Raw genomic sequence first — 12,562 nt, 5'->3', positions numbered from 1 at the left:
GACCATAGCCCCCCACCGCACACAGGCCCTCCCATGCCCACCGTACTGATCACTGGCTGTTCCAGCGGCATCGGCCGCGCCCTCGCCGACGCCTTCCGTGACGCCGGCCATCAAGTCTGGGCCACCGCCCGCAAGCCGGAGGATGTCGAGCGGCTCGCCGCCGCCGGCTTCCAGGCTCGGCGATTGGATGTCAACGACGCAGCGGACGTCGCCCGCCTGGTCGCTGAACTCGACCACCTGGATATCCTGGTCAACAACGCCGGCTACGGAGCCATGGGCCCGTTGCTCGACGGCGGCGCCGACGCCTTGCGCCGGCAGTTCGAGACCAACGTCTTCGCCCTGGTCGCTGTCACCCGTGCATTGTTCCCCTTACTGCGTCACAACCGCGGGGTGGTGGTAAATATCGGCAGCGTCTCGGGTGTGCTGGTCACGCCCTTCGCTGGCGCCTACTGCGCCTCCAAGGCCGCGGTGCATGCCTTGAGCGACGCGCTGCGCCTGGAACTTGCGCCATTCGGGGTAAGGGTCATGGAAGTGCAGCCGGGGGCGATCGCCTCGCAGTTCGCCAGCAACGCCGGGCGTGAAGCCGAGCTGCTGATCGCCCAGGACTCGCCCTGGTGGCCACTGCGCGAGGGCATCCGCGCGCGGGCCCGCGCCTCCCAGGACCGGCCGACGCCGGCCGCGGATTTCGCCCGCCAGGTGGTCATGGCACTGCAACGCAATCGCGTGCCGGACCTGCTGCGCGTGGGCAATGGCAGCCGCGCGCTGCCCTGGCTGGCCAACTGGCTGCCCGGCGGCATGCTGAAAAAAGTCTTGATGAAGCGTTTCGGCCTCGACGTAACGCTTTGATCTTCCCGGTTTTACGGGACCTGAGCGAACGATAGCTGACCCTATCGCTAACTATAAAGTGCACACCAGAGCATTTTCCAATGCCGCGCCAGAGCCAAGAATCCCCATAGCATTTGAACGGCCATCCCAGACATTAGTGTCATCTCCCGCTGAAAATGGCCCTGCAGGGCCCATTTTGCGGGGGAGAAGCACTGCCGGATCAAAGGCAATCAGGGAGAAACCTCCAGGATCGGAGCCCCATGGTCTGGCTGGCAGTCTTTCTCACAAATGCATACAGGTAAACTCTGGAGTCATTCGTGAAACACGCTCAACTTCCTCGCAAAGTCCCCACGCAAGCCCGCTCCAGGATGATGGTCGAGACCATCCTGAAGACCACCGCCACGATGGTGGTCAAGCACGGCTATGCGGGAACCAACACCAACCTTGTCGCCGAACGCGCCGGTGTCAGTGTCGGTTCGGTCTACCAGTACTTCCCCAACAAGGACGCACTGATCGCTGCCCTCTACGAACGCCACGCCCAGGCGGTGAACCAGATCATCCTCGACGTCGCCGAGCGCCAGGAGGTGGCCGACCTGCCGAGCCACATCACCTTGCTGGTACGCGGACTCCTGCAACTGCACCTGCAAGAGCCCGAGCTGCACCGGATGCTGGACAAGGACTTCGCCTTCCTCAGCAACGGCGCCAGCGAACACCAGGCACGGATCACCCACTCGATGGAGTGCCTGCTGCAACGCTGGCGCCATCGGCTGGCCCTAGGCAACCTGCAGTCGGCCGCATGGCTGACCGCGCAGATGATCATGTCGATGGTCAAGGCCTATACCCTGGAAGCCCCGCAGATCAGCCAGGCCGGTATCGAAGAGGCGATCTGCTGCTCGGTGACCGGGCTGCTGTGCGCCAGCCCGCACAGCAGCTTCACCCAGACCGGTTATCTGCCGGGCAACATCGTCACCCACTCACGCCTGGGCGCCGCGTGACGCCTGGACCTGCGGCAGTTGCCGGTAGCGCTCGAGCAACCGGCGCGACTGCAGGTAGCTAGGCACCTCCACCACCAGCCCATCGACTTCGGCACGCACGCTGCCCGCGCGGGTGGCGTGCTCGAAGGCATCGATCTGCCGTTGCGCCAGTTCGGCCTCGGCCGCGGTAGGGGTCAGGTAGCGATTGGCCACGGCGACATGCGCGGGGTTGACCACGCCCTTGGCCTGGTAGCCGATGGAACGGGCAAACTGCATGTCCGCCTCGGCGCCTTCGTCGTCGGCGAAGGTATACGGCGAATCGATCGCCAGCACGCCCGCCGCCGCGCACTCGAGCAAGAAGCGCGAACGCGGGTAGAACAGCTCGGTACCGGCACGGCTGCGACCGGCGCCCAGGTCGGCGACCATGTCCTCGGTGGCCACCAGCATCGCCTTGATGCGTGGGGTGGAATGGGCGATATCGATGGCCCGGACCACGCCCAGCGCGGTTTCGATGTTCGGCACGATCAGGGTCGAACCCGGCGTGATGGCGTACTGCTCTTCCAGACGGGTGATGTGCCAGTCCAACAAGGCCATCTGCTCGCGCGACTCGACCTTGGACATCATCACCACTTGCGGCCGTGCCGCCATAACCGCCTCGAGGTCCTCCAGGCCGCAGGTTTCGAACGGGTTGATGCGCACCGAGCTGATGCGCCCGCATTCGCGCCAGTGCTGCATGACCCGCACGGCCAGCTGGCGCGCTTCGGCACGCCGCTCGGGCGGGGTGAAGTCTTCCAGCTCCTGGACCAGCACGTCGCCGTCGCCGTTCAGGGCATCGAGCAGCGCGGCCTCGTCGGCGCCGGGAATGAATAGGAAGGTGCGGCAAAGCGCCAGGGGATTGTCCTTGGAAACAGCCATGTAGACGTCCTGTAGTAATGAAAGATGGGAAAGGCGCGTCGGCGCTAGAGCATTGCCAAGCCGCCGTCGACGGCGATGGTGGTGCCACTAACGAAGGACGACTTGCCCGAGAGCAGCCAGCCGATCACCTCGGCGGCCTCCTCGGCACTGCCCTCGCGGCGCAGGGCGGTCATGCCATGCAGTTGTTCGAGCTTGCCGGCGGCACGGGTGGTGTCGTCGAGCATCGGCGTGCGGATCACCGCCGGGGCAACGCAGTTGACATTGATGCCGCGCGGGCCCAGCTCACGGGCCAGGCCCTTGCTCAGGGTGATCACCGCGCCCTTGCTGGTGGCATAGCCCAGCGTGCCGGCCAGGCCACCGCCGCGGATGCCGGCGACACTGGCCACGGTGCAGATGCGCCCGCCCTCGGGCATCAGGCGCACGGCCTGCTGGACCACACTGAAGGTGCCGATCAGGTTGATCTCCAGCAGCTGGCGCAGGCGCGCCACGCTCAAGGCGTCGAACGCGCTGGTGTCGACTACCCCGGCGCAGGTGGCCAGCGCATCGACCCGACCGAACTCGCGTTCGATCTCAGCGAACACCCGCGCCACCGCCTGCTCGTCACACAGGTCCAGGCAGTAATGCCGATGCCGCGCGCCGATGGCATCGAGCGTCGCGGCCAGTCCCCGGGCATCCAGGTCCAGGCAGGCCACCCGGTAGCCCTCGGCGGCCAGCAGGCGGGCCGTCGCCGCGCCAATACCACTGGCGGCCCCGGTCACCACCGCCACCTTGGTCAGTTCCAACATATCGAAAGCACTCCTTGCGACAACAGTGCCCGGTACCAGCTGGGCACGCTCTTGGACATGCTAAAAGAATGTATGGGACTCAACTACTCGCATTCATTTCGGCGCCATGGCAGGCGTACCATACCGGCAACCGGACAATGAACTCGCATTTTAAATTCCGGCTAAATAAACAGTGGCGATATTCGTCGTCACGCTCGAAACGCGAGCTTTTCCCAATTCAACTTTAATTTCCGTGAAAGCGATCGCCCCAGCGCGACGGCGCGCCGTCAACGGTCTTTAAAAAAACAAGCAAGACCGCGTATTTCGTGGCTCACAGCTTTTCATAACCGAGCACCGCAGTCAGTTATAAGAATGCGAGTAGCCAGCATCGAATAACCTGCTTACGATTAAAACCACTTTGAAACTTTATATTTCAGACGCACTTCGAGCGCACTGAAATGAGGCAACCAAAGTTTCAAACACATTACAACAACTTTTCGCCCCTCATATAAAAGGACGTTCACGATGAGCACCAAGGGTTTCGACACCGTCATTGAAATCAAATACCGCGACACCGACTCCATGGGCCATGTCAGCAGCCCGATCTATTACGACTACATGCAGCACGCCTACCTCTGCTACATGCACGACCTGCTGAAGCTGCCCAAGCGTGAAAAGCTCCCGCACATCATGGTTCGCAGCGAGTGCGACTACGTCGCCCAGGCCATGTATGGCGAAACCCTGGTGGTCACCAGCTCGGTGGTCAAGTTCGGGACCAAGAGCTTCGAGATCGAGCACATCATGCGTCGTTCGGACGACAGCAAGGAAATCGTCGCCAAGGCCAAGTCGTACCACGTGATGTTCGACTACGACAAACAAGCCACCGTGCCCGTGCCGCAAGCGTTCAAGGACCAGGTCCTGGCATTCCAGGAAGGCTGAGCCCGAGCTCAGGGATGATGGTTTCGCCGGGCGCCTGGCGGCCGGCGAGCAGACTCAAAGGAACTCTCGCGATGAAATTCTCCTGGACGCCCCAGCAACATGAACTGCTGGTGAAATACCGGGCCATCGGCGCCGAGCTGGCCGAGGCCCGCCGCAACGCCGAGCTGGCCGAGGCCCGCCGCAGCGCCGAACCCGGTTTCGACCATCACGGCTGGAAACACCTGTGCGATGCCGGCCTCTGGCAATTGGTCATCCCCGCCAGCCACGGTGGCCTGGGCGAGGACTGGTGGGGCTTCACCGCCGCGCTCGAAGGCCTGGCCTCTTCGATCCGCACACCGGAGCTGCTGCTCTCGGTGATCGCCCAGGCCGGCATGGTCCGCGCGCTGATGCTGTACGGCAGCGAAGAGCAGAAGGATCGCTACCTCACCGCGATCCTCAACGGCGCGCTGAGCGCCACCGGCATCGCCGAACCCGGCACCGGCACCGACGTGCGCAGCATCCATAGCCTGCTGACCCCGACCGGCGACGGCTACCGCCTCAACGGCAGCAAGTTCAACATCGCCCACGCCCCCGTGGCCGACTTCATGCTGATCGTGACCAAGCTGGACACCGACGCCAAGGCCAACATCGCCCTGGTGATGATCGACAAGGACACCCCGGGCCTGACCCGTGGCCAACCCGACGACAAGCTCGGCAACAAGCGCCTGCCCACCGGCCCGCTGCACTTCGACAACCTGCACATTCCGGCCTCCCAGGTACTTGGCCAGCCAGGCCGTGGCCTGCAGCAGCTGATCAAGATCATTTCCCTGGGCCGCCTGTACTACGGCCTGGTGGCGGCCAACCTGCCGACGCCGTTCCTTGCCGAGGCCATGCAGTACGCGGCCAAGCGAGAGAGCTTCAACAGCGCCATCGACAGCCACCAGTACGTGCAGAAGCGCCTGGTCGACCTGGCCATGGGCATCGAACGCAACCGCTGGATGGCCTATGCCGCGCTGGACCAGCTGCTCGACGACCACCCGCAGGCCCTGATGAGCTGCTCGATCGCCAAGCTCGGCGCCGCGCAGGACTTCATCAACAGCGCCATCAGCCTGCTCAAGCTGTACGGCAGCCAGGGCTACCACGAAGGCGGCATCGCCAACCTGGTCAAGGACGCCCTCGGTTTCGCCAGCGTCGGCGGCACCGAAGAGATGCACCAGAAGAACATCTTCAACCAGCTGCTGCGCCTGACACAGGCCGTCTGAAACGGTCGAGACCGCAGCCCGCAAGCCCTTTCATGCCCTGCCGGCACGCCAGGCCCGCCCCTTCCGGGGTGGGCCCGGCGTGGCCCGGCACTGGGGCTTTGCCTGCCTTCCATTGCGCCCAACACAAAGAGAGCAGACCCGATGCCCACTTCATCGATGCCCTTGCACAGCACGTCCTCCACCGCCTTCGCCGAACCGGTCGACGACCGCTTCGAACACGCCAGCGTCGACGAACTGCGCGCCCACCAGCTGCAACGTCTGCGCGTCACCCTGGAGCACGCCTACACCAACGTGCCCTGGTACCGCGAGCAGTTCCAGGCCCTGGGGGTCCGCCCACAAGACCTGAGCAACCTCGACGACCTGGCCCGCTTCCCCCTGACCAGCAAGGCCGAACTGCGCGAGCACTACCCGTTCGGCCTGTTCGCCGTGCCCATGGACCAGGTGGTGCGCCTGCACGCCTCCAGCGGCACCACCGGCAAGCCCACCGTGGTCGGCTACACCCGTCACGACATCGATGTCTGGTCGTCGCTGGTGGCCCGCTCGATCCGCGCCGCGGGTGGCCAGCGTGGCGACCGTATCCATATTGCCTACGGCTATGGCCTGTTCACCGGCGGCCTGGGCGCGCACTACGGCGCCGAGAAACTCGGCTGCACGGTGATCCCGATGTCCGGCGGCCAGACCGAGAAGCAGGTCCAGCTGATCCGCGACTTCCAGCCCGACATCATCATGGTCACGCCGTCGTACATGCTCAACATCGCCGAAGAGATCGAGCGCCAGGGCCTTGACCCACGCGCCCTGTCACTGCGGGTCGGAATCTTCGGCGCCGAGCCGTGGGGCCAGCAGATGCGCGGCGAACTGGAACAACGCCTGGGCATCCAGGCCCTGGACATCTACGGCCTGTCGGAAATCATGGGCCCGGGCGTGGCCATGGAACACCTGGACACCAAGGACGGCCCGACCCTCTGGGAAGACCACTTCTACCCCGAGATCATCGACCCGGTGACCGGCGAGGTGCTGCCCGACGGCCAGTTCGGCGAACTGGTGCTCACCACCCTGAGCAAGGAAGCCTTGCCGATGGTGCGCTACCGCACCCGCGACCTCACCCGCCTGCTGCCCGGCACCGGCCGCGCCATGCGCCGGCTGGACAAGATCACCGGGCGCAGCGACGACATGCTGATCATCCGTGGGGTCAACGTATTCCCCAGCCAGATCGAGGAACAGCTGCTGAACCTGTTCATCTTCAGTCCGGTACACGAGCTGCACGTGAGCCGCGAAGGCAATCTCGACGCGCTCACCGTCCAGGTCGAGCTGCGCCCAGAGCACAGCCGGCTGAGCAACGAAGAGCAACTCGCGGCGTGCCAGCAGCTCAGCCACCGGATCAAGGTACACGTCGGCATCAGCACCCGCATCGTGCTCAACCCATGCCACTCCCTGAAACGCTCCGAAGGCAAGGCCGGCAAGGTCATCGACCTGCGCGGCACGCGCTGACGGCCTGGTAACCCTCCGCAACGGACTCACGAGGTTGACCCCAACATGGATATGACCATCGGCGACTTTCTCCTGCGTCGCCTGCAGGAATTCGGTATCCGCCACCTGTTCGGCGTGCCCGGCGACTACAACCTGACCTTGCTCGAACAGGTCGAGGTCATGCCGGACCTGCGCTTCATCGGCAACTGCAACGAGCTCAACGCCGCCTACGCCGCCGACGGCTATGCCCGCGCCCAGGGCTTCGGCGCGGTGCTGACCACCTACGGCGTCGGTGACCTGAGTGCCTTGAACGGCATCGCCGGGGCCTATGCCGAACGGGTCCCGGTGGTCATGATCTCCGGCATGCCACCGCTGCACGCGATCATCGACCGCGCCCTGATGCACCACACCCTGGCCGACGGCAACTACGACAACATCATGGTCGCCGTGCGTCAGTTCACCGTGGCCCAGGCACGCATCACCGTCGAGAACGCCGCCCAGGAGATCGACCGGGTGCTGCAGACCTGCTATCGCGAACGCCGCCCGGTGTATCTGCAGCTGCCCTCGGACCTGGCCTACCTGCACATCGAAGTGCCCGACACCCCGCTGCAGCTGAGCGAGGCCCGCAGCGAGCCGGGCCAGTTGCAGCATGTCGTCGCCCAGCTGCGCGATCGCCTGGCCAAGGCGAGCCGGCCGGTGGTGCTGGTGGATATCGATGTCGAACGCTTCGGCCTGACCGAGCAGGTACTGGAACTGATCGAACGCCTCGAACTGCCCTTCGCCAACCTGCCACCGGCCAAGGCCATGCTGCCGGAGTCCCACCACCTGTGGCTCGGCACCTATGCCGGCGCCGGCAGCGCCCCGGCGGTGCGCGAGGCGATCGAGCAGGCCGACTGCGTGCTGAGCATCGGCGCGCGCTTCGCCGACGTCAGTACCGCACTGTTCTCGCAGAAGTTCCAGGACGGCGCGCTGATCCAGCTGCAGCCCTATGCCGCGTCGATGGCCAAGGTCCACTACAACGCCGTGAGCATGCGCCAGGTGCTGGAAACCCTGGTGCAGCAGCCACCGGTCATGCAGGCCGCGCCGCGCCAGGTGCCGCCCTTCAGCGGCCCCGCGGCGTACCAGGCCCAGCCCGAACGCCCGTTGAGCCAGCTGCGCTTCTGGCAGCGCATCGCCAACCTGATCCGCGGCGACGAACTGATCATCGCCGAGAGCGGCACCTCGTCGGCCGGCCTCAATGGCCTGCGCATGCCGCGAGGCGTGACCTACCTCACCCAGCCGATCTGGGGCTCGATCGGCTACACCTTGCCGGCGCTGCTCGGCAGCCTGCTGGCCCAGCCGCAACGGCGGCAGATGCTGTTCATCGGTGACGGCTCGTTGCAGATGACCGTGCAGGAACTGTCGACCATCCTCGCCCACGACCTGAAGCCGATCATCTTCCTGATCAACAACGACGGCTACACCATCGAACGCCTGATCCTCGGCGAGCATTCCAGCTACAACGACATCAACCCCTGGCGTTACGCGCAACTGCCCAAGGTGCTCGACACCCGTGACCGCGCCAGGCATTTCACCGTGCACACCGAAGACCAGCTGGAAGTGACGCTGATCGAAGCCGAGGCCTGCGACTCGCTGGTGTTCATCGAGGTGGTGATGGAGCGCATGGACGCGCCGGAGTCGCTCAAGCGCTTCGCCCGGCTGTTCGCCGAGTTCGACTACGGGCTGCCGACGATGAGCCAGCCGACCCTGGCGCATTGACAGACGGCGGCGCCTGCAAGATCGAGCGCCGCTTCGCGGGCAAGTCGCATCGGCGCACCACCGCCCCCACAGGAATTGCACAAGGCTTGAGGTCGGTGTGATCTCTGTGGGAGCGGCTTCAGCCGCGAACACCCGCACAGCGGGTGCCTGCCACCGAATTATCTGCCTCGCGGCTGACGCCGCACACAAGAGACACGGCCCGGGCGGCATCGCCACCCGGGCTTTTTTGCATCAGGCGATCGAACGCACCACCCCGCCATCCACGCGCATGGCCGCGCCGGTGGTGGCGCTGGCCTGACGCGAAGCCAGGTAGACCACCAGGCTGGCGACCTCCTCGACCGTGGCCAGGCGCTTGATGATCGAGCTGGATCGGTGCTCGGCGATGAAGCTGGCCTCCAGCTCTTCCACCGGCTTGCCAGCCTCATCTGCCATCTTCTCGAAATAACCACCCACGCCTTCGGAACGGGTCGGCCCCGGCAACACGGCGTTGACCGTCACGCCGGTGCCGGCCAGGGTCTCGGCCAGGCCGCGGGACACCGCCAGCAGCGCGGTCTTGGTGGTGCCGTAGTGGACCATCTCGGTCGGGATCTGCAGCGCCGATTCACTGGACATGAACAGCACCCGGCCCCAGTTGCGCACCTTCATGCCCTGGGCATAGTGACGCGACAGGCGCACCGCGCTCATCACGTTGACCTCGAAGAAGCGCTGCCAGTCTTCGTCGCTGATCTCGAAGAAGCCCTTGGGCTCGAAGATGCCCAGGTTGTTCACCAGGATGTCGATTTCCGGCTCCTTGGCGAACAGCTTCTTCACCCCCTCGGCCGTGCCAAGGTCCGCCACCACGCCGGACACCTTGGCGCCTGGCAGCTTGTCGGTGATTTTCTTGATGGCGCGTCTGACCCGGCCATCATCGCGGCCGTTGATCACCACATCCGCACCCGCCTCGGCCAGGCCGAAGGCGACGGCGAACCCTATTCCGGCCGTGGAACCGCTGACGATCGCACGCTTGCCGTGCAAGGAAATATTCATACCTGCGTCCTTTTTCTGGATGACTTCTGTTCCCCAAAACGACACGCCGCCAACAACGCGAGCATTGTTGGCGGCGTGCCTCATGGCTGTTTGACCGCTGTGTTCAATCGCGTTCGACCTTGGCTTGCAATACCGGCGCGAACGATTGCCAACCGCCGCCCAGGGACTTGTACAGCCCCACCATGGACAGCGAAGTGGCGGCGCTGCTTTGCACCCACTGCTCCTGGTTGGCCAGCAACGCGCTCTGTACCGTCAACACGTTGAGGAAGTCCACCGCGCCCTCCACGTACTGGCGCTTGGCGTTGTCCAGGGCGACCCGGCTCTGGCGCACCGCTTCCTCGAGCAGGTCGCGGCGCAACTGGCTGGCGTTGTACTGGCGCAGCACATCGTCGACTTCATGCCAGGCGCGCAGCACCGTCTGCTGATACTGCAATGCCGCCTGCTGCTGCTGCGCCTCGCGCAGCTCGAGCACGCCCTTCAGGCGCCCGCCCTCGAAGATCGGCAGATTCAACTGTGGCCCGATGGCGAAGCGCCGCGCGTCCCAGTTGCCGAAGTCGGACAGTTGCATCGACTGGAAGCCGGCGCTGCCGGACAGGCGAATGCTTGGGTAGAAGTTGGCCTTGGCCACGCCGATGCTGGCGGTGGCCGCGTGCAGCCGCGCCTCGGCCTGGCGGATGTCGGGGCGACGCTCGGCCAGCTCCGATGGCAGGCCCATGGCGAAGCGCTGGGCGGTGCGCGGCAGCTCGCCCGGGGTCAGCAGTTCGCGCTGCAGGCTGCGCGGCGGCTCGGCCACCAGCAGGCTCAGGGCGTTGATCAGCTGGGCCTGGCGCTCTTCGAGGGTCGGCAGGCGTGCCTCGACCGCGGCCACCTGGGCGGCGGCCTGGGCCACATCGAGGTTGGTCGCCACGCCGTCGTTCAGGCGCATCTGCGACAGGCGCAGCGAGTGCCGGGACACGTCGAGGTTCTCGCGCACCACGCCGAGCGTGCTCTGCACCGAGCGCAGCTGGATGTAGGTGCTGGCGGTTTCCGCCAGCAGCGACAACAGCACGCCCTGGCGATCGTTCTCGGCAACCTCGACACTGGCGTCGGCCGCTTCCACTTCGCGGCGCACGCGCCCCCACAGGTCCAGTTCCCAGGCCGCGACGAAGTCGCCCTGCCACAGGTTGAAGGCCGACTTGCCGCCCTTGCCGGACGGGTCGGAAAGCCCCTCGGCACTGTTGCGCGCCCGGCTGTAGCCGGCGTTGACGTCCACCGACGGGTACTGCGCCGAGGCGATGCTCATGCGCAGCGCGCGGCTCTGCATCAAACGCGAGGTGGCGATCTGCAGGTCCAGGTTGCGGTCTACCGCGCGTTGGATCAGCGCTGTCAGCTGCGCGTCGTGGAAGGTCTCCCACCAACGGGCCTCCAGCGGCGTGCTTTGCGGCTGGCTGGGCGCAGCCTTTTCCTGCAACTCGGGCCAGGTCGCCGGGGCGCTCGGGGCGGGCTTGTGGAAGTCCGGTCCGAGGGTGCAGGCACTCAAGGCCAGGGTAGCGCCCAACAGCAAGGGCGTGCCGGTGCGTGCAAGCTTCATCGGGCGCTGACCTCCTGGTTGGCCTTGCCCCGGGCATCCTGGCCGCCTTCGCTGCGAGTATCGATGTCGGCGATCACCGACATGCCCACGCGCAGACGCTGCAACAGCGGCTGGTCGGCGTCGAAGACGATCTTCACCGGAATACGCTGCACCACCTTGGTGAAGTTGCCGGTGGCATTGTCCGGCTTGACCGCCGCGAAGGTCAGGCCGGTGGCCGGCGCGACGCTCTGCACGACCCCGCGCAGGCGCTCGCCGGGGAAGGTGTCGACGCTCACCTCCACGCGCTGCCCAGGCAGTACGTGGGTCAGCTGGGTCTCGCGGAAATTGCCGATCACGTAGGCACGTTGCAACGGCACTACCGAGAGCATCTTCGCCCCTGGCTGCACGTAGGAGCCGATGCGCACCGCGCGCTCGCCGACCATGCCGTCGATCGGTGCGACGATGGTGGTGTAGGACAGGTCCAGCCGCGCGCGGTCCAGGGTCGCATCGGCATGCTTGCGCCCGGCCTCGGCAGCCTGCAGCTGCGCGCTGAGGATGTCGGTCTGCTTGCGCGCCGCCGCCAGGGCCGCGCTGGAGTTGGTCGAGCGCGCCTGGGCCTGGTCGACCCGGCTGCGCGCCTGTTGGGCGTTCTGCACAGTGCCGGCGCCCTGCTCGGCCAGGCGCGTGTGGCGGGTCAGCTCGTGGCTGGCGAAGGCCAGCTCGGCCTTGTCGGCGGCCACCGTGGCCTCGGCCTGGGAGATCAGCGAAGCCTGGCGCTCCAGGGTGGCCTTGGCGTTCTGCAGTTGTGCGCGAGCCATCTGCGCCTGGGCCTCGGCCGCCGCCAGGGCGGCCTGGAAATCGCGGTCGTCGATGCGCGCCAAGGTCTGTCCGGCCTTGACCTGCTGGTTGTCCTCCACCAGCACCTGGGTGATGAAACCGGCCACTTTCGGGGCCACCACGGTGTAGTCCGCCGACACGTAGGCGTCGTTGGTCGACTGCACGCCCCCGCCGCCGAACAGCGACGGCAAGGCGGTAGAGGCGATGCCGCCGACGACGATGACCGCCGCCGCGATCAAGGCCAATTTCTGGTTTTTACTCATGGTC

11 protein-coding genes are annotated in these 12,562 nt (G+C 65.8%); 6 read left to right on the top strand and 5 right to left on the bottom strand.

The genetic code is table 11. From position 1 onward, the window contains the following. The first annotated feature begins 33 nt into the window (after positions 1-33). Together ACYUME_RS04710 and ACYUME_RS04705 are read left to right on the top strand one after the other, a co-directional pair. Positions 34-846, top strand: coding sequence for an SDR family oxidoreductase (locus ACYUME_RS04710; protein ID WP_460418196.1), 813 nt, complete (start codon positions 34-36; stop codon positions 844-846). A gap of 296 nt (positions 847-1,142) precedes the next feature. Next, a complete protein-coding gene (locus tag ACYUME_RS04705; RefSeq protein WP_460418195.1) occupies positions 1,143-1,820 on the top strand; it encodes a TetR/AcrR family transcriptional regulator in 678 nt (225 codons plus the stop codon). Here the strand turns inward: ACYUME_RS04705 and ACYUME_RS04700 are convergent. After that, positions 1,800-2,714 (bottom strand): HpcH/HpaI aldolase/citrate lyase family protein, encoded by a 915-nt coding sequence (locus ACYUME_RS04700; protein ID WP_460418194.1) that lies wholly within the window; start codon positions 2,712-2,714, stop codon positions 1,800-1,802. The two genes, ACYUME_RS04705 and ACYUME_RS04700, sit on opposite strands and share 21 nt — an antisense overlap. Before the next feature lie 44 nt (positions 2,715-2,758). Continuing rightward, positions 2,759-3,499 carry an SDR family NAD(P)-dependent oxidoreductase gene (locus tag ACYUME_RS04695; RefSeq protein WP_460418193.1) on the bottom strand — a complete coding sequence of 247 codons (741 nt, stop codon included), beginning with the start codon at positions 3,497-3,499 and terminating at the stop codon, positions 2,759-2,761. A gap of 504 nt (positions 3,500-4,003) precedes the next feature. Here ACYUME_RS04695 and ACYUME_RS04690 point away from each other — a divergent pair. The 4 genes from ACYUME_RS04690 to ACYUME_RS04675 all read left to right on the top strand — a co-directional run bounded on the left by ACYUME_RS04690 (position 4,004) and on the right by ACYUME_RS04675 (position 8,883). Then, on the top strand, positions 4,004-4,417 hold the full coding sequence (locus ACYUME_RS04690; protein WP_253094574.1) for an acyl-CoA thioesterase: 414 nt from the start codon (positions 4,004-4,006) through the stop codon (positions 4,415-4,417). Positions 4,418-4,488: 71 nt separating this feature from the next. Then, positions 4,489-5,658, top strand: a complete 1,170-nt coding sequence (locus ACYUME_RS04685; protein ID WP_460418192.1) for an acyl-CoA dehydrogenase family protein — start codon at positions 4,489-4,491, stop codon at positions 5,656-5,658. Positions 5,659-5,814: 156 nt separating this feature from the next. Continuing rightward, the gene (gene paaK, locus ACYUME_RS04680; protein WP_460419286.1) at positions 5,815-7,146 is read left to right on the top strand and encodes a phenylacetate--CoA ligase PaaK; all 1,332 of its coding nucleotides are present in this window, start codon (positions 5,815-5,817) and stop codon (positions 7,144-7,146) included. 45 nt (positions 7,147-7,191) lie between these two features. Then, positions 7,192-8,883 carry an alpha-keto acid decarboxylase family protein gene (locus ACYUME_RS04675; protein ID WP_460418191.1) on the top strand — a complete coding sequence of 564 codons (1,692 nt, stop codon included), beginning with the start codon at positions 7,192-7,194 and terminating at the stop codon, positions 8,881-8,883. 231 nt (positions 8,884-9,114) lie between these two features. Here ACYUME_RS04675 and ACYUME_RS04670 read toward each other — a convergent pair whose 3' ends face one another. From ACYUME_RS04670 to ACYUME_RS04660, 3 genes are all read right to left on the bottom strand, one after another. Continuing rightward, the gene (locus ACYUME_RS04670) at positions 9,115-9,909 is read right to left on the bottom strand and encodes an SDR family NAD(P)-dependent oxidoreductase (protein WP_279888256.1); all 795 of its coding nucleotides are present in this window, start codon (positions 9,907-9,909) and stop codon (positions 9,115-9,117) included. A 103-nt stretch (positions 9,910-10,012) separates the two neighbouring features. Then, positions 10,013-11,479, bottom strand: a complete 1,467-nt coding sequence (locus ACYUME_RS04665; protein ID WP_460418190.1) for an efflux transporter outer membrane subunit — start codon at positions 11,477-11,479, stop codon at positions 10,013-10,015. Beyond that, positions 11,476-12,558: an HlyD family secretion protein gene (locus tag ACYUME_RS04660; protein WP_279888266.1), complete on the bottom strand. Its 1,083-nt coding sequence runs from the start codon at positions 12,556-12,558 to the stop codon at positions 11,476-11,478. Before ACYUME_RS04660 ends, ACYUME_RS04665 begins: the two co-directional genes overlap by 4 nt. Between the last annotated feature and the right edge of the window lie 4 nt (positions 12,559-12,562).

Source organism: Pseudomonas sp. microsymbiont 2, assembly GCF_054788395.1.
Note: the sequence above shows the minus strand (reverse complement) of the source record. Positions and strands in the feature narration are given on the sequence as shown.

What these genes read in the sequence shown, in the direction of transcription:
- ACYUME_RS04660 (WP_279888266.1), bottom strand. Translation starts at nt 12,558, where the DNA reads ATGAGTAAAAACCAGAAATTGGCCTTGATCGCGGCGGCGGTCATCGTC.
- ACYUME_RS04670 (WP_279888256.1), bottom strand. Translation starts at nt 9,909, where the DNA reads ATGAATATTTCCTTGCACGGCAAGCGTGCGATCGTCAGCGGTTCCACG.
- ACYUME_RS04695 (WP_460418193.1), bottom strand. Translation starts at nt 3,499, where the DNA reads ATGTTGGAACTGACCAAGGTGGCGGTGGTGACCGGGGCCGCCAGTGGT.
- ACYUME_RS04710 (WP_460418196.1), top strand. Translation starts at nt 34, where the DNA reads ATGCCCACCGTACTGATCACTGGCTGTTCCAGCGGCATCGGCCGCGCC.
- ACYUME_RS04665 (WP_460418190.1), bottom strand. Translation starts at nt 11,479, where the DNA reads ATGAAGCTTGCACGCACCGGCACGCCCTTGCTGTTGGGCGCTACCCTG.
- ACYUME_RS04685 (WP_460418192.1), top strand. Translation starts at nt 4,489, where the DNA reads ATGAAATTCTCCTGGACGCCCCAGCAACATGAACTGCTGGTGAAATAC.
- ACYUME_RS04700 (WP_460418194.1), bottom strand. Translation starts at nt 2,714, where the DNA reads ATGGCTGTTTCCAAGGACAATCCCCTGGCGCTTTGCCGCACCTTCCTA.
- ACYUME_RS04690 (WP_253094574.1), top strand. Translation starts at nt 4,004, where the DNA reads ATGAGCACCAAGGGTTTCGACACCGTCATTGAAATCAAATACCGCGAC.
- paaK (WP_460419286.1), top strand. Translation starts at nt 5,815, where the DNA reads ATGCCCTTGCACAGCACGTCCTCCACCGCCTTCGCCGAACCGGTCGAC.
- ACYUME_RS04675 (WP_460418191.1), top strand. Translation starts at nt 7,192, where the DNA reads ATGGATATGACCATCGGCGACTTTCTCCTGCGTCGCCTGCAGGAATTC.